Raw genomic sequence first — 15,961 nt, forward strand, 5'->3', positions numbered from 1 at the left:
CGATGCCTATATCGGATTTCAAGTCTCCCTGAGGTTTGGGATCTCCATTATTAAAACAATGCGGAGATACAAATGAGAGTAAACAAGAACAATATTTTGCTGGCGATTGCACTTTCCACCATTTCCTGCAAGGGCTATTCGCTTGAACTTGGAGAGTTTGATGGAACCAAGGTCAGTATTGGCGGATATATCAAGGCGGAAGGTATATTTACCGATCCCGATGGAGGTGACCGTTATTTCGATTCCAGTGCCCGCCAGTCAAGGGTCAACCTGAAGATCGACAAGGAGGTCAAGGGGCATGATGTAACGGCCTTCGTGGAGGGTGACTTCTGGGATAATGCCACCGATGCCAGTGACACGAGCTACGCCATGCGTTTGCGTCATGCCTATATCAAGGTGGACGACCTGACATTCGGCCAGACCTGGACCGGGCAGTTCTATGCCAATGCGCCATTCGATGTCGAGATTCTCGATTTCTATGGAACGGGTATCGGCACCGTTTCCGGCAGTGGTGCCGTGGTTCGCCCCGATCTCGTCGTGCATTACACGCCGGGTGGCTGGCGTTTCAGCCTTCAGGATCCGGTCTATGACGATGCCGACCTGCCGGACATGGTGGCATCATACACCTACCGTACCGAAGCCGGGCACGCGTTCAACGCCGCGGTGACCGGGCGGGAAGTGCAGACGGATATAGATGACTCGGAGTTCGGCGCTGCGGTCTCTCTGGCGGGGAAGTTGAATTTCGGCGATACCTCTCTCGCCTTGAGCGGCTATACGGGAACGGGCAATAACGTTTATTCCGGATGGGGCTATAACGGTGCGACCAATCCAAGCAGCATCGCCGCTCGAGGTGAGGTCGATGCCTCGGGTGACCTGGTGAGCACGACTGGATTTTCTACAGGGGTAAGTCACAGGTTCAGCGACAAGCTGCGAGGCAACATCCGCTATGCACAGGTCAAGGCGGATGAGGTAGCACCGAGCGTTCCCGACGATACCCTGGAGAAGATCAATGTCAATCTGATCTATACGTACTTGCCCAACCTGGATTTTGGTGTTGAATGGCGCGATCGCAGTGCATTCACCATGCCGCTTCGTCCGGGTGGGCAACAAGTCGAGGTGATGGCGAAGTACAGGTTCTAGCGCGAGCCCGTCAGATAAGCAGTTGAACCCTATTCAGGTTGCTTGTTTCGATTCTTGGGGCGAACCATCAAGATGCGTTGATGGTTCGCCTTTTTTTATGTTCTTTTTTATGTTCTCGGGCTGTGACGAAAGGGCTCATGACATGCCTCTCCCGGATAGATCATGCCGCCTCAGAAGCCTGCCTCTGGAATGCGGGCCAGTACCTGGCCGCCGTGGCGCACCGCCCGGGCGTGGGAGTCGGCTTCGGGGGCCACGCTGGCCATGTAGAAGCGGGCGAGTTCGATGATGCCGACCAGGTGGGCGGCGTCACCTTCGCCGGCGTCGTGTCGGCGCTGTGCTGCCTCGGCGGCGCGGGCCAGCTGCCAGCCGCCGCACACGATGCCCAGTTGATGCAGCAATGGCACTGCGCCGCCGTAGAGTTCGGCGGTTTGCTCCTCTCCCTGGGCGAGCAGCCAGTCGGTCGTCGCCGCCAGACCGTCGACCAGTTCGTTCAAGCTTTCGGCCAGATCGCCGAGGCGCGCGTCCTCGCCGACCGAGCGAGCGCAGGTGCGGATGTCGTCGAGCAGTTCGCGCAACGTGGCGCCGTTGTCATGGAGTATCTTGCGACCCAGCAGGTCGTTGGCCTGGATGCCGGTGGTGCCCTCGTAGATGGTGATGATGCGGGCGTCACGGAATAACTGGGCGACACCGGTCTCCTCGACGAAGCCCATGCCGCCGAACACCTGGATCGCTTCGTCGCACAGCGCGTTGCCGAGCTCGGAGCACCAGCCCTTGGCCACTGGCATCAGCAGGTCGACGTGGCGGCGATGCTTGTCGGCCACTTCGGCGTCCGGGTGGTGGCGGGCCAGGTCGAACCAGCCGGCGGCGGTATAGAGGAAGGTGCGCATGGCCAGCAGTCGCGCGCGCATCCCCACCAGCATGCGCTTGACGTCAGGATGATGAAGGATCGGTAGTCCCGTCTCGCCTCTGACGACGTTGCGCCCCTGGATGCGCTCCCGGGCATGGTCCAGCGCCGCCTGGTAAGCGCGCTCCCCCAGGGCGAGGCCCTGCACGCCGGTACCGAAGCGGGCCTCGTTCATCATGATGAACATGGTCTTGAGGCCAGTGTGGGGCTCGCCGATCAACTGGCCGATGGCGCCGTCGTGGTCGCCGTAGCTGAGCGTGCAGGTGGGGCTGCCGTGGATGCCCATCTTGTGCTCGATGGAGATGCAGCGCACGTCGTTCTTCTCCCCCGGTTCGCCCCGTTCGTCGAGCAGATACTTGGGCACCAGAAACAGCGATAGTCCCTTGACCCCTTCGGGAGCGTCCGGCAGCCGGGCCAGCACCAGGTGCAGGATGTTGGGCGTGAGTTCGTGTTCGCCGTAGGAGATATAGATCTTCTGGCCGTGGAGGCGGTAGTTGCCGTTCTCGTCGGGCTCGGCGCGCATGCGGGTGGCGGCCAGATCGGAGCCGGCCTGGGGCTCGGTGAGGTTCATGGTGGCGGCCCACTCGCCGCTGACGATCTTCTCGAGCCAGGTGGCCTTCTGCGCTTCGCTGGCGGCAATCAGCAGTGCCTCGGCCTGGGCGACATTGAGCTGCGGCAGCATGGTGAAGGCCATGTTGCTGGAGAACCACATTTCCCACACGGGGGTGGAAGCCAGCTTGGGCAGGCCCTGTCCGCCGAATGCCTCTGGCAACGACAGGCCCAGCCAGCCCGCTTCGCGGAACTGGTCGTAGGCGGCTTGCCAGCCCTGGGGTAGGACGACGCGCTCGCCCTCAAGGCGGCAGCCTTCCTGATCGCCCCGGCAGTTCAGCGGGGCCAGCACACCGCTGGCGAACTTGCCGGCTTCCTCGAGGATGGCATTCACCAGGTCGGAGGACGCCTCCTCGCAGTCCGGCAGCGCGGCCACGGCGTCGAGGCCGGCGAGCTCGCCGAGAATGAACTGCATGTCACGCAGTGGAGCCTGGTAATCGATCATAGTGGCGCCCTCAAGCTGATGCTGGCCGGACCCTGGTCGGAGGATAACGTCTCGCTGGTGGGCTGATCCGGCGCCCACCAGCGAGTGGGAGTGCGAGGAGGCCTTACCGAGGTGCCATGCGCAGGGCGCCGTCGAGTCGGATCGTCTCGCCGTTCATCATCACGTTGTCGACGATCTGGCAGGCCAGGCGGGCGAACTCATCGGGCTGGCCAAGACGATGGGGGAAGGGAATGGAAGCCGCCAGGGATTGTTGAGCCTCTTCCGGCAGGCCCTCCATCAACGGTGTCTTGAACAGCCCGGGGGCGATGGTCATCACGCGGATGCCATGACGGGCCATTTCGCGGGCAATGGGGAGCGTCATGGAGACGATGCCGCCCTTGGAAGCCGCATAGGCGGGTTGGCCGATCTGGCCGTCGAAGGCGGCCACCGAGGCGGTGTTGATGATCACGCCGCGTTCGCCATCGGCCTGGGGTTCGCCCTTGGCCATGGCCGCAGCGGCCAGGCGCAGCATGTTGAAACTGCCCAGCAGGTTGATGTTGACGACACGCGAGAAAGCTTCCAGGTGCAGGGGATCCCCGTCACGGTTCACGACCTTGGCGGGATCGCCGACGCCGGCGCAGTTGATCAGTCCCTGCAGGCCGCCGAAGCGTGACACGGCAAGATCCACCACGGCCTGGGCATCGGCCTCGTCGGTGACGTCGGTGCGCTGGAAGGCGGCACGTTCTCCCGCGCCTTGCGCATTGAGTTCGGTGGCCAGTGCCTCGCCACGTGCGGCATTGAGGTCGGCGATCACCACCCGGGCGCCGGCCTCGTGCAGTTCGCGCACCGTGGCCTCGCCAAGGCCAGAGGCGCCGCCGGTGACGATAAAGGTGTTGTCCTGGAATTTCATGAATCACTCCCTCCGAAAGTTAGATGCGCGGGCCCTTACCCTTGCGCTCGAGAAATTCCCCGATCCGTTCGGCAACCTCCGGGCTGGTCTGGGTCAGGGCGGCGGTCAGCGACTCCACGAACAGGCCGTCGTCGCTGGACATGTTGTCGATGCGCGAGATGGCCGAGACCATGGCCCAGTTGGCCATGGGCGCATTCTCGGCAATGCGCTCGGCAAGCTGGCGGGCCTTGTCGAGGCTCTCGCCTTCGCCGACCACATAATGGGAAAGCCCCAGGCGCTGACCCTCGTCGGCTTCCATGATCCGGCCGGTAAGCATCATTTCGCACATGCGACCGGGACCGATGAGGTTGGCCACTCGCACCGAGGCGCCACCGCCGACGAAGATGCCGTGGCGCCCCTCGGGCAACTGGTAAATGGTGTTGGGTTCGGCGACACGCACATGGGTGGCCGTGGCCAGCTCCAGGCCGCCACCGATCACCGCGCCCTGCATGGCGGAGACCACCGGGATGCCGCCGTTCTGCAGGCGGTCGAAGATGCGGTGCCAGCCCTGGGAGTGCTGCATCACGCCGAAGGGGTCTCGATTCTGATGCTCCGTGAGGTCGAGGCCGGCGCAGAAGTGCTTGCCCTCGGCGGCGAGGATGATCACCCGGGTGCCTTCCGGGGTGGCGATCAAGGCTTGCTCCAGGGCGCCCAGCAGGCGGTCGCTGACGGCATTGCGCTTCTCGGGCCGTGCCAGCGTGATGGTGTAGATGCTGTCGTCCAGGGATGTCTTGACGAGGGACTCGGTCATGATGGGCCTCGGCGATGGGAAGTTAAGGACTCAATGAATAATGAATAGTGAATGATGAAAGACGTGGCTGGCATGCCGGTATAAGAGTTGTCAGTCCGAGTGCCGCGACGGAGGAGCATTCGACGCTGGTTGGTGTCGTTCTGTCGGTGGTCATGTCGGCTCCTGATGGCCTGGCGTCGGGGCATCACTTATGTTGATTGATATACTGTTGTTACAATAAACAATATGTAGATTACAACAGATATGCCGTCAGGTCATCTTGGCGTACTACGTCTTTGGTCGGGGCGGGTATCGGATGGGCAAAGAAAAACGGCGACCCAGGGGTCGCCGTTTAGAGGAGGGAAGTGGGGATGTGTCAGGCGGAGCACTTGTCCTGCAGGCTCATGGCTTCGTCGTAGACCGTGCTGGCCTCGTCGCCGATCTCTTCCAGATAGCGGTCGGTGGTTTCCTGCAGTACGGGCCCCCAGTCGGGATGTTCGAGGGCGTTGTCGATGACCACGAAGTCGTCGCCGGCCGCCTCGGCTTCCTGGCGCCCCTGGCGGATCAGCTCGTCGTAGACCTCGGCGGCGCGCAGTGACCACTCAAGCCCGCTGTGATCGTCGATGACCTGCTGCAGGTCGTCAGGCAGGGCGTCGTAGGTTCGCTGGCTCATGGTGGCGAACAGCGACAGGTCGTAGAGCGGGACTTCGGTATGGTGGTTGGCCAGCTCGTTGAGCCGGAAGGTCTTCATGCCTTCCCAGTTGAAGCTCAAGCCGTCGACCACGCCGCGCTGCATGGCGGTGAAGACATCCGGCGCCGGCATACCGACGGCCTGGGCACCGAGGCGTTCGAACATGTCGCCGACCAGTGGAGTGGGGCGGCGCAGGCGCAATCCATCCAGGTCTTCGGGCGTCTCGATAGGCTGTGTCTTGGTGTGCAGGTAACCGGGGCCGGTGGTGAACATGAACAAGGAATGGGTATCGGCATACTCGGCGTTGAGGTGGCCGGCATCGTAGAGGGATTGCAGGATGCAGGACCCCTGGCGGCTGCTGGCCGAGACGCCGGGCAACTCGATGACCTGCGTCAGGGGGAAGCGTCCGGCGGTATAGCCCTGAGCGGAGGCGCCGATATCGGCGATGCCGTTGGCGATGCTCTCATAGGTCTTGTCGGATTTGGTCAGGGTCTGGCCGGGATAGACCTCCACCTCCAGGCGGCCCTGGGAGGCTTCCTCGACGCTGGTCGCCCAGGCCTGGAAGAGTTCCTTGTCGATCATCGAGCCGCCGGGCCAGACATGGGCGACGCGCAGGGTGGTGGTCTCGGCCAGGGCAGCCTGGGTGGTCAGGGCGCTGGCCACCGCCAGGCCGGTCACGATCGGGTTGAGACGCATGGCATCCTCGTTGTGTCGTTGTGATTATGTTGGTGTCGTTGTGCTTGGGAGCGGGCAGCTGAATCAGAGATCCAGCACCAGGACCTTGCTCTTGGCTCGCGAGCAGCAGGGAGTGAATTGGTCGTTGGCGGCGTGTTCGTGATCCTCCAGGAAGAAATCCCGGTGGTCGGGCTCGCCTTCCAGTACCCGAGTCAGGCAGGTGCCGCAGACCCCCTGTTCGCAGGAGACCATGACGTCGATGCCGTTCTCAGTCAGCACCTGGTGGACGGTCTTGTCGGCCGGCACGGTCAAGGTCGCTCCGCTGCTGGCGATCTTGACCTCGAAGCTGTCGTCATCCTCGGTATTGGCCACGGCGCCGGCAAAGTACTCCGTGTGCAGCCGGTCGGAGGGCCAGCCCGCGGCTTGGCAGGTCGACATCACGGCATCGATGAAACCGGTGGGGCCGCAGACATAGACGCGGGTATCGGGGGCCGGCGTGGCCAGCAGTGACTCCAGGTCCAGCTTCTGCTCCGCCGGGCCGTCATCGAAGTGGAAGTGCACCTTCTCGGCGAAGCCGGAGGCGGCGATGCGGTCACGAAAGGCCGTGCGCTCCGGCGAGCGGGTGCAGTAGTGCAGCTCGAAGGTGGTGTCGGTGTGAGCCAGGCGTTCCGCCATGCACAGCAGCGGCGTGATGCCGATGCCGCCGGCCAGCAGCAGGGTGCGTTCGGCGGGCTCGAGCGGGAAGTGATTCTTGGGGGCGCTGATCTGGATCAGGTCGCCCACACGGATCTCGTCGTGCATGGCGACGGAGCCACTGCGCGAGGCTGGATCCCGGAGCACGCCGATCAGATAACGGTCGCGTTCCTCGGGATGGTTGCACAGCGAATACTGGCGAATGATAGTGTCCTGGCCCTTTGATGGGACCTGCACATCGATATGGGCACCGGCGCTGAACGCCGGTAGCGGCCGACCATGGGGGTCGGCCAGCTCGAAGGTGACGATGTCCTGGGCTTCCTCGTGCCGCGCCTTGACCTCGACGATCAGGGAGAGGGATGAGTTGCTCATGTCGTGGCCTCCGTATCGCGTGACTCGCGCTCCTCGGCGAGGATGCGGTCGATGACGCGCCGTGCCTGGACGCCGCCGCCGTCGATGTTGAGCTTGAGCAATTGGCGGTCCGGATAGCGCAGCAGGTTGCGCTGTTGCGACTCGAGCATCTCCAGGTCCTCGGAGAAGATCTGGCCCTGACCCTCGCGAATCTGGTCGGTGAGCTCCTGGTCTTCCGGCTTGAAGTTGCGCGCCATGCCCCAGAAGTACCAGATCGAGGTGTCCGTCTCGGGGGTGATGAAGTCCACCACGATGCTCGATGCCTTGAGGTCGGCGGGAGCGTCATACCCCCCGTGGCCGGCATGGGCGACTCCCACCTCGATCAGCACGTGACTCGGTGGTGTGAAGCGGCAGATCTGCCAGCGATCCACGGGCACATCGTCAGCCAGGCCATTGCCACGCAAGGCCGTTTGCCAGAAGGGCGGAGCCGGGATGTCGTGCATGTGGCGTCCGGTCGTCACCTCGTCGCCCTCGACCTTGGTTTCGGGGGCGGCTTCCTCGATTTCCGGTTGGCCGATGCTGGAGGCATGTACATAAGTCTCATGGGTCAGGTCCATGAGGTTGTCGATCATCAGGCGATAATCGCAGTGGATGTGGTAGAGCCCGCCGCCATAGGCCCAGGCCGGATCGTTGGCCCAGTGCAGCTCGGGAATCAGGGCGGGATCGGCCTTGTCCGGGTCGCCGGGCCAGATCCATACGAAGCCATGACGCTCTTCCACCGGGTAGGCACGAATGCTCGGGAAGCCGCGCACCCGCTGGCCGGGCATGCTGGAACACTTGCCGTTGCAGCCCATCTCCAGGCCGTGATAGCCGCAGACCAGCTTGCCGTCGCGCACGAACCCCAGCGATAGCGGTGCACCACGATGGGGGCAGAAATCCTCCACGGCCGCCACGCGTCCTTCGTCGCCGCGAAAGAAGACGATCGGTTCGTTGCAGATGGTACGTCCCAGCGGCTTGTCTTCGAGCTCATCCGGGGTGCAGGCGACATACCAGGTATTCTTGGGATAGGGGGCTTGATGTGTCACGGTTTTCTCCTCGGGTGGTTCCGGGCCGCACGGATGCATTGCCGCACTTGGCAGTCCGCGATCAGATGTTTTCGGGCGCGACATGGATCCACGCTTGTCTACGGTCAGGAAGTGTTGTTTTGGATCCAAAGTAGATATCTTCAGCGATCATTTGGTCAACTTATGCTTTAGTTGGATCCAGTTGTATTCGAGGGGTCATCTCTCAGCGACGATAGGAAATTCAAGTGAGTGACAGCGACACAAGTGTGGTGAGCCGATTACGCAAGCTGATCGGCGAAGGTGCTTTCCGGCAAGGAGAGCGGCTCGGGGAAGTGGCGGTGGCCGAGCAGCTGGGCGTCTCGCGCACGCCGGTACGCCTGGCTTTCCGCACCTTGGAGCAGGAGGGATTGCTGCAACGGGCCGGCAAGCGTGGCTTCAGGGTGCGTGAGTTCACCGAGGCCGATGTGCTCTGCGCCGTGGAAGTGCGCGGTGCCTTGGAAGGGCTGGCGGCGCGTCGCCTGGCGGAACAGGGAATGTCGCCAGCGTTGACGGCCGAACTGGAGTTCTGGATCCAGAAGGGGCGGGATCTGCTCGCCAAGGGATACCTCGAGGAGCAGGATGTCGAGGTGTGGAGCGAGCTCAACCGACATTTCCACGAGAACATCGTTGGCTCGGCCGGCAGTTCGGTGATCGGAGATGCCATCGCCCGCAACAACCATCTACCGTTCGCGGCGGCGGATTCGATCATCATCGACAGCGAAGCGCTCGATCGCGAATACCGCAAGCTGCAACTGGCCCAGGTGCAGCACGAGCTGGTGGTTCAGGCACTACGCCATGGTGAGGGCGCCAGAGCCGAGATGTTAATGCGTGAGCACGCCTTGATCGGACTGCGCTATGCCGAGTTGCTGGATGTAGGCCGGCACGCCCCTAGCGGGTAAATGAGCATTTTCAGCCGAGTTTGAGCGCCGTATGGGCAAGCGCTGGCAGGTTTCGGGCAGGGCGTAAGACCAAAGTCGTTTTTCACGGCGCACCGGGGTGGTTTATCTTTGCTGCATAGTGCGAACTCATGTTCTCTATGCGAACTTTGAAGCGGATAACGATAACGACACCGATCGTCGGAGGATCCCATGAAGACCAAGGTTTCTGCCTGTGTACTGGCGGCTGCGCTTGCCGGGCTGGCCGCCACGTCCACGCAAGCTGCTACCACGCTTCGCATGGCCCACTTCTGGCCCGGTGCCTCGGGTATCAACCAGGATATCTTCGAAGCCTGGGCCGAGAGCGTCGAGGAGGCATCCGGCGGTGAGCTGAAGGTCGAGATGTATCCTTCTGGCACCCTGGCCAAGGCTGATGCCATCTACGAGGCGGTGGGAAACGGTGTCGCCGACATCGGTGCCACGGCTCAGGGGTATACGGCCGGTCGTTTCCCGCTTTCGCAGATCGTTGAACTGCCCGGCGTGGCGACTACGGCCACCCAGGGGGCCTGTGTATTGCAGACGCTCTATGACGAAGGGCATCTCGATGAGGAGTATGCCGATACCAAGCCGTTGTTCATGTTCACAACCGGCCCCGGCGGCATTCATACCGTCGATACCGATATCCAGACGCCGTCCGATCTCGAGGGACTACGCATTCGGCGTCCGACCTCGGTAGCCGGAGACATGCTCGAGAACATGGGGGCCACGCCGGTCGGCATGCCGGCGCCGGACATTTACACCGCCATGCAGCGCGGCGTGGTCGATGGCCTGAGCTTCCCCTGGGAAGGACTGAAGGGGTTCCGCATCAACGAGTTGGTCAACTACCACACCGAGGTGCCCTTCTACACCCTGATCTTCGTGGCCACCATGAGCCAGCGCACCTACGACAGCCTGAGCCCCGAACAGCAGGCGGTGATCGACGACCATTCCGGCATGCAATGGGCCGAGAACGCCGGCGCCGTCTTCGACCGGCTCGACCGCGAGGGCAAGCAGGAAGCCATCGAAGCCGGCCATACCATCCGTGAGGTCGAAAATCCGCTGGAGGACCCGGATTGGCAGAAGCCGCTCCAGGCGGGCATCGACAGCTATCTGGCCGAGCTGGAGGCGCGAGGCCTGCCGGGCCGCGAGGTCTACGAAGCGGCACTGGACGCCAGCGAGTCCTGCGCCAGCGCTCAGGAGTAAGTCGTCATGCCGAGTCAACTGGAAAGGGTCAGCCACTGGCTGGCCCTCGTCTGTCGTGTCGTTGCCGGTATCGCCCTGGTGGCGCTGCTGGCAGTGACCATTGCCGATGTCGGCACTCGCTATCTGTATCGTCTCACCGAGGGGGCGATTGCCCTGCGAGTGACCGGCAGCGTGGAGCTGGTCAGCTATCTGATGCTGTGCTCGCTGCTGGCAGCCATGGCGGCCAATGTCGAGAAAAGCCAGGTGGTGGTGGAGGCGTTTTCCCACGGTCTGTCGCCGGCCCTCAAGCATCGCTTGCATGGTGTCTATCTGCTGGGCTTCGCGGCTCTCGGCTTGATCCTCTTCCTCGGCCTGCTCGAGTCGGCCGCAGCGGCGGCGCGTCACGGTGAGGTGACCCAGGATCTGCGCTTGCCGATGAGCCCCATCTATTACGTGGCCGCGGTCCTCAGTCTGTTGTTGGGGATCCGCAGCCTGATGCATGCCCTGCTCGGTGCGTTCTGGGGACGCGAGTCGGAGGTGTCCCATGGCGAGTGAAACGATCGGCGCCCTGGGCCTCGGGGCACTGCTGATCCTGATGGTGCTGCGCGTGCCGGTGGCGCTGACCATGCTGATCGTCGGAGTGGTGGGATTCGCCCAGGTGATCAGTTGGGACGCGGCCATCTCCCAGCTCAAGACGATACCGGTGGAGGTGCTCTCCAACTACAGCTTCAGTGCCGTGCCGATGTTCATCCTGATGGGCGTGCTGGCGGCGCATTCCGGCATGGCCGGGAAGTTGTTCCAGGCCACCCGGGTGATCTGCGGTGGCTGGAAAGGCGGGCTGGCGATCGCGGCGGTGGGCTCGTGCGGGGTCTTTTCGGCGATCTCCGGTTCCTCGCTGGCCACCGCCAGCACCATGACGCGAGTGGCGCTGCCGGAGATGGAACGCTATGGATACAACCGTGGCCTGGCCACCGGGGCGCTGGCCGCCGGGGGTACCCTGGGCATCATGATTCCGCCGTCCATCGCACTGCTGATCTACGCCGTGTTGACTGAGCAGTCGGTGGGCGACATGTTCATGGCCGGGCTGGTGCCGGGGCTGATGGGGCTGGTGATGTACTCGCTCACCGTGACGGTCGTGATGCGCCTCAGGCCCTCGTTGGCGGTGGCCGGCGAGCCGACTTCCTGGAGGGAGAAGCTGGCCTCGATGAGCGGGCTGGTGCCCTTTTTCGCGGTCTTTCTGCTGATGATTCTGGGCATCTACTTCGGGATCTTCACGCCGACAGAAGGGGCCAGCGTCGGTGCCTTCGCCACGCTGCTCTACGCTCTGGCCAAGGGCCTGCGGGGGCGTGAGCTGTGGCAGGCGATCCAGGAGACTCTGGCGCTGTCGACGGTGGTGTTCTTCATGCTGGTCGGTGCCGATGCGCTGGGCTACTTCATTTCGGTGTCGCGGATCTCGTTCTCGATCAGCGATTTCCTCTACGGGATGGACCTGGCGCCGATCGTGGTCGTGCTGTGCATCCTGCTGATGTACTTCGTGCTGGGCATGTTCATGGATGCCATCGCCATGCTGGTGATCACGGTGCCGGTAGTCTTCCCGATCATCCAGTCGCTGGGCATCGATCCGGTGTGGTTCGGCATCGTTACGGTGCTGACCGTGGAGCTGGGCCTGATCACTCCGCCGGTGGGCATGAACGTCTTCGTGATCAAGGCGATGGCGCCGCACGTGGGGCTGGGCGAGATCTTTCGCGGTGTGGCGCCGTTCATCGTCTCGGACTTCGTGCGCCTGGCCGTGTTGATCGCCTTCCCGGTGCTGACCTCGCTGTTTCTGCTGTAGGAGGCAAGCGTCGGAGGGGAACTTCCGAACTTGCCACCGGGTCAGGGCTTCGCCATATACCGTGAAGCCCTAACCTGAGCTGGCTATAGCCTCGATAATGTTCTCGCAGAACCAGCGTTGGGCTGGTGATCGGGTCGTATATTCCTGCCAGTAGAGTGCCACGTCGAAAGGGGGGACCTCGAACGGAAGTTCGAGGACCTTGAGTGGCGCTTCCCGCTCGAACGCCGCAGCAATCTGCTGGGGCAAGATCACCAGCAGGTCGCTTTCCTGCAGGATCCTGGGGAGGATCGAAAAGTGGGGAACGACCAGGCTGACCTTTCTCTGGATGCCCAACTCGTGGATGACATCTTCGGCCAGGCCATGTCCCGATGAAGCGGCAACTACGGCATGCCTGGCTGCAATGAACTGCTCCAGGCTCAAGTGATTACCGATGCTGGTATGGTCTCGATTGAGAAGACAGACATAGCGTTCATTGAGGATTACCCTGCGCTCAATCCCCGGAGTCGTTATCGGACGGCTACAGATGACGGCATTGACTTTTCCCGTGGCCAGCCACTCCCCGACCTTGTCGATTTCCAGGGCAATGACCTCGAGTTCTATATCCGGGGCTATAGGGTGTATATGAGCCAGGATGCGTGGTAATAACGCCATCTCGCCGAGATCGGTCAATGCCAGGCGAAAGCGTCGTCTGGAGTGTTGCGGGTCGAATTCACGGTTGCTTTCCAGAACGTTGTCTATCTGTGCCAGTGAGTCACGCAGGGAGGGATAAATCTGCATGGCTGTGAAAGTTGGCTCCATTCCCTCTCGAGACCGGATGAAGAGTCGGTCGTCGAAAAGATCACGCAGCCGTGAAAGGGCATAGCTTACCGATGGTTGAGTGACATGAAGCTGTTCTGCGGCCAGGGTCACGCTTCTGGCGTCGAAGAGCGTCACGAATACCCTGACCAGGTTGAGGTCGAGTGATGGCATGAGATAAACACCATTTATTTTGTATAGAAAATATATTGATTTGATCGATTATAGCAGGGTGGCTAATGTGAAGTGAAAGTTGTCAATTAAGAGAAGCACATGCCGTCCGTACACTCCGTCAGCTACAGTATTCTCCGCCAGCAAGGCCTCGATATCGTCTTCGGAAACCCCGGTTCAAACGAGCTGCCATTTCTCAAGGATTTTCCAGAGGATTTTCGCTATGTTCTCGGTCTCCACGAAGGTGTCGTGGTGGGAATGGCGGATGGCTATGCTCTGGCGAGCGGCAAGTCAGTATTGGTCAACCTGCATGCCGCGGCTGGAACGGGCAATGCGATGGGAGCACTGACCAATGCCTGGTATTCCCATTCCCCCTTGGTCATCACTGCAGGCCAGCAGGCACGCTCGATGATCGGCGTGGAGTCGATGCTTGCCAATGTCGATGCACCATCTCTTCCGCGCCCTCTGGTCAAGTGGAGCTATGAGCCTTCCTGCCCCGAGGACGTTCCGCGAGCCTTGAGCCAGGCAATTCATATGGCTAGTCTGCCGGCCCGTGGCCCGGTTTACCTGTCGATTCCGCATGATGATTGGCAATGCGAGGTCGGGGAAGAAGCGTCGTTGCTGCCTCCTCGTGACGTCCATCATGCGGGCGCACCATCGGATACCCAGATAGATGCGCTAGCCGAGCATCTCGACCAGGCCGACAATCCGGTACTCGTACTGGGACCTGAAGTCGATGCCGAGCGTGCCAACGCTTTGGCCATTGAGTTGGCAGAACGTCTATGCATGGAGGTCTGGATAGCACCATCTGCCTCGCGCTGCCCATTTCCCAATCGCCATGCTTGCTTTCGCGGAGTATTACCGGCAGCCATTTCGGGCATCTCGGAGCAGCTCGCCGGGCATGACCTGATCCTGGTGATCGGCGCCCCTGTATTCCGCTACCACCAATATGCGCCGGGTCGCTATCTACCGGATGGTGCTCACCTGATACATGTCACCAGTGATGCGCAGGAGGCTGCCCGGGCCCCCATGGGCAATGCTCTGGTGGGTGACATCCGCGCCGTTCTGGAGGCCTTGTTACCGAAGTTGGCCCAGAGTGACCGCACCATGCCGGATCCGTTACCGATACCGTCGCCGGCCAATTCCGGTGAGATCGGTCGCCTCTCTCCTGAAAGTGTCTTCGATGTCCTCAATGATCGGGTTCCTGATGACGTGATTTACGTCAAGGAGTCGACGTCGACGGTAACGGCCTTCTGGCAACGTGTGGAGATGCGACACCCCGGGAGTTATTTCTTTCCTGCAGCAGGCGGGCTGGGGTTTGGCTTGCCTGCGGCAGTAGGCGTACAGCTTGCCAGTCCTGATCGCCGAGTCATTGCAGTGATCGGTGATGGGTCGGCCAATTATGCGATCAGCGCACTCTGGAGTGCTGCCCGATACAATGTTCCGGTGATTTTCATCATTCTCAAGAACGAAACCTACGGTGCGCTGCGTTGGTTCTCGAAGATGCTGGATGCCGAGAGTGCGCCGGGAATTGACGTCCCCGGGCTGGATTTCTGCGCGCTGGCACGAGGGTACGGTGTCGAGGCTAACCATGTCGAAACTCGGCAGAAATTCGAGGAGGCATTGTCCCAGGCACTTGATGCGTCATGTCCCATGTTGATTGAAGTGCCAACGACAACCATCGAACCCTGAGTTAGACATTAGTTAGGCAGAATCTGCTGACAATGGGAAAGGCTAATAAATGACAAAAGAGGATGCCCATGAAATTCGCGATATCATCTCTACTCTTGGTTGCGTCAACATTAGGAATGTGCGGCTCGGCCTCCGCAGAATCCACTTTACGCATGGCTCACCTGTGGCCGGCTGGTTCGGTCGTCAACAAGAAGATATTCCAGGATTGGGCCAAGCAGGTTGAAGAAGACTCGAACGGTCAGCTCAATGTAGAAATCTATCCCTCACAGACCTTGAGCCAGGCTGGTAAGACCTATGAGGCGGCAGCAAATGGGATCGCCGATATTGCCGTTACGTTGCAAGGCTATACGGCGGGTCGTTTTCCCCTGACCGAGATCGTACAGCTACCTGGTGTGGTCAGCAGCGCATCGCAGGGATCCTGTATTCTGCAGACGCTGTATAATGAGGGGGACATCGCCGAGGAGTATTCCGATACTCGCGTGCTGTTTCTGTTCACTACAGGTCCCGCCTACCTTCACAGTCAAGACGCTGAGATTCAGAAGCCTGGTGACCTGGAGGGCCTGCGTATTCGTCGACCCAGCTCGGTGGCGGGAGAAATGCTATCAAGTATGGGGGCCCAGCCATTGGGCATGCCTGCGCCAGACATTTATACTGCGTTGCAGCGTGTGTGATGGATGGCTTGAGTTTTCCATGGGAAGCAATGACGGTATTTCGTATCAATGAATTGGTGAATTACCATCTTGAACTTCCTTATTACGCTGGTGCCATTGTGGCCACGATGAGCCAGTCTTCTTACGATGACCTCTCGTCGGATATGCAGGACGTGATCGACAAAAACAGTGGTATGAAGTGGTCCAGAGTGGCAGGTCGGGTCTTCGATGAACTCGATAGGAAGGGGCGCGAAGAAGCGGTTGCGCAGGGGGATACCATCCATGTCGTCGAAGACCCATTGTCTGACCCTGACTGGGCAGCACCCTTGAAGCAGGGCTCCCGGAACTATCTGCAAAGCCTCGAGGAGCGTGGCCTCGATGACGCCGGCGATGTCTATGAAAAGGCATTGGCACTTGGTGAGCGTTGCCAGGCGTGATCAATCGTTCCCTGGGG

At 61.3% G+C, this 15,961-nt stretch carries 13 protein-coding genes and 1 pseudogene; 7 read left to right on the forward strand and 7 right to left on the reverse strand.

What is annotated here, in order from left to right; translation table 11 throughout:
* Positions 1-72: 72 nt before the first annotated feature.
* Entirely contained in the window at positions 73-1,140 is a 1,068-nt protein-coding gene (locus tag A9O65_RS00460; RefSeq protein ID WP_064699003.1) for a DcaP family trimeric outer membrane transporter, read from the forward strand.
* A gap of 170 nt (positions 1,141-1,310) precedes the next feature.
* Here A9O65_RS00460 and A9O65_RS00465 read toward each other — a convergent pair whose 3' ends face one another.
* The 6 genes from A9O65_RS00465 to A9O65_RS00490 all read right to left on the reverse strand — a co-directional run bounded on the left by A9O65_RS00465 (position 1,311) and on the right by A9O65_RS00490 (position 8,251).
* Positions 1,311-3,098 carry an acyl-CoA dehydrogenase gene (locus A9O65_RS00465; RefSeq protein ID WP_064701054.1) on the reverse strand — a complete coding sequence of 596 codons (1,788 nt, stop codon included), beginning with the start codon at positions 3,096-3,098 and terminating at the stop codon, positions 1,311-1,313.
* A 103-nt stretch (positions 3,099-3,201) separates the two neighbouring features.
* Positions 3,202-3,987: a 3-hydroxyacyl-CoA dehydrogenase gene (locus A9O65_RS00470; protein WP_064701055.1), complete on the reverse strand. Its 786-nt coding sequence runs from the start codon at positions 3,985-3,987 to the stop codon at positions 3,202-3,204.
* Between the two features lie 19 nt (positions 3,988-4,006).
* Positions 4,007-4,777 (reverse strand): crotonase/enoyl-CoA hydratase family protein, encoded by a 771-nt coding sequence (locus A9O65_RS00475; protein WP_064699000.1) that lies wholly within the window; start codon positions 4,775-4,777, stop codon positions 4,007-4,009.
* 355 nt (positions 4,778-5,132) lie between these two features.
* Positions 5,133-6,143: a TRAP transporter substrate-binding protein gene (locus A9O65_RS00480; protein ID WP_064701056.1), complete on the reverse strand. Its 1,011-nt coding sequence runs from the start codon at positions 6,141-6,143 to the stop codon at positions 5,133-5,135.
* Between the two features lie 63 nt (positions 6,144-6,206).
* Entirely contained in the window at positions 6,207-7,187 is a 981-nt protein-coding gene (locus tag A9O65_RS00485) for a PDR/VanB family oxidoreductase (protein WP_064701057.1), read from the reverse strand.
* The gene (locus A9O65_RS00490) at positions 7,184-8,251 is read right to left on the reverse strand and encodes an aromatic ring-hydroxylating dioxygenase subunit alpha (RefSeq protein ID WP_244534495.1); all 1,068 of its coding nucleotides are present in this window, start codon (positions 8,249-8,251) and stop codon (positions 7,184-7,186) included. Before A9O65_RS00490 ends, A9O65_RS00485 begins: the two co-directional genes overlap by 4 nt.
* Before the next feature lie 224 nt (positions 8,252-8,475).
* Here A9O65_RS00490 and A9O65_RS00495 point away from each other — a divergent pair, with 224 nt between their 5' ends.
* From A9O65_RS00495 to A9O65_RS00510, 4 genes are all read left to right on the forward strand, one after another.
* A complete protein-coding gene (locus tag A9O65_RS00495; RefSeq protein WP_064701058.1) occupies positions 8,476-9,168 on the forward strand; it encodes a GntR family transcriptional regulator in 693 nt (230 codons plus the stop codon).
* A 189-nt stretch (positions 9,169-9,357) separates the two neighbouring features.
* The gene (locus A9O65_RS00500) at positions 9,358-10,386 is read left to right on the forward strand and encodes a TRAP transporter substrate-binding protein (protein WP_064701059.1); all 1,029 of its coding nucleotides are present in this window, start codon (positions 9,358-9,360) and stop codon (positions 10,384-10,386) included.
* 6 nt (positions 10,387-10,392) lie between these two features.
* Positions 10,393-10,920, forward strand: coding sequence for a TRAP transporter small permease (locus tag A9O65_RS00505; protein ID WP_064698994.1), 528 nt, complete (start codon positions 10,393-10,395; stop codon positions 10,918-10,920).
* The gene (locus A9O65_RS00510; RefSeq protein ID WP_064701060.1) at positions 10,910-12,199 is read left to right on the forward strand and encodes a TRAP transporter large permease; all 1,290 of its coding nucleotides are present in this window, start codon (positions 10,910-10,912) and stop codon (positions 12,197-12,199) included. The genes A9O65_RS00505 and A9O65_RS00510 overlap by 11 nt, the downstream gene beginning before the upstream one ends.
* A gap of 69 nt (positions 12,200-12,268) precedes the next feature.
* Here the strand turns inward: A9O65_RS00510 and A9O65_RS00515 are convergent, their stop codons facing one another.
* Positions 12,269-13,168, reverse strand: coding sequence for a LysR family transcriptional regulator (locus tag A9O65_RS00515; protein WP_064701061.1), 900 nt, complete (start codon positions 13,166-13,168; stop codon positions 12,269-12,271).
* A gap of 99 nt (positions 13,169-13,267) precedes the next feature.
* On the opposite strand from A9O65_RS00515, the gene mdlC reads away from it, so the two are divergent.
* Together mdlC and A9O65_RS00525 are read left to right on the forward strand one after the other, a co-directional pair.
* Entirely contained in the window at positions 13,268-14,857 is a 1,590-nt protein-coding gene (mdlC, locus tag A9O65_RS00520; RefSeq protein WP_064698991.1) for a benzoylformate decarboxylase, read from the forward strand.
* 68 nt (positions 14,858-14,925) lie between these two features.
* Positions 14,926-15,944 (forward strand): annotated as a pseudogene (locus A9O65_RS00525) (TRAP transporter substrate-binding protein).
* The last annotated feature ends 17 nt before the right edge of the window (positions 15,945-15,961 follow it).

Source organism: Halomonas caseinilytica (genome assembly GCF_001662305.1).
Lineage (GTDB): Bacteria > Pseudomonadota > Gammaproteobacteria > Pseudomonadales > Halomonadaceae > Halomonas > Halomonas caseinilytica.

Coding starts and splice junctions, on each gene's coding strand:
- A9O65_RS00460 (WP_064699003.1), top strand. CDS start 73: ATGAGAGTAAACAAGAACAATATTTTGCTGGCGATTGCACTTTCCACC.
- A9O65_RS00465 (WP_064701054.1), bottom strand. CDS start 3,098: ATGATCGATTACCAGGCTCCACTGCGTGACATGCAGTTCATTCTCGGC.
- A9O65_RS00470 (WP_064701055.1), bottom strand. CDS start 3,987: ATGAAATTCCAGGACAACACCTTTATCGTCACCGGCGGCGCCTCTGGC.
- A9O65_RS00475 (WP_064699000.1), bottom strand. CDS start 4,777: ATGACCGAGTCCCTCGTCAAGACATCCCTGGACGACAGCATCTACACC.
- A9O65_RS00480 (WP_064701056.1), bottom strand. CDS start 6,143: ATGCGTCTCAACCCGATCGTGACCGGCCTGGCGGTGGCCAGCGCCCTG.
- A9O65_RS00485 (WP_064701057.1), bottom strand. CDS start 7,187: ATGAGCAACTCATCCCTCTCCCTGATCGTCGAGGTCAAGGCGCGGCAC.
- A9O65_RS00500 (WP_064701059.1), top strand. CDS start 9,358: ATGAAGACCAAGGTTTCTGCCTGTGTACTGGCGGCTGCGCTTGCCGGG.
- A9O65_RS00505 (WP_064698994.1), top strand. CDS start 10,393: ATGCCGAGTCAACTGGAAAGGGTCAGCCACTGGCTGGCCCTCGTCTGT.
- A9O65_RS00510 (WP_064701060.1), top strand. CDS start 10,910: ATGGCGAGTGAAACGATCGGCGCCCTGGGCCTCGGGGCACTGCTGATC.
- A9O65_RS00515 (WP_064701061.1), bottom strand. CDS start 13,168: ATGCCATCACTCGACCTCAACCTGGTCAGGGTATTCGTGACGCTCTTC.
- mdlC (WP_064698991.1), top strand. CDS start 13,268: ATGCCGTCCGTACACTCCGTCAGCTACAGTATTCTCCGCCAGCAAGGC.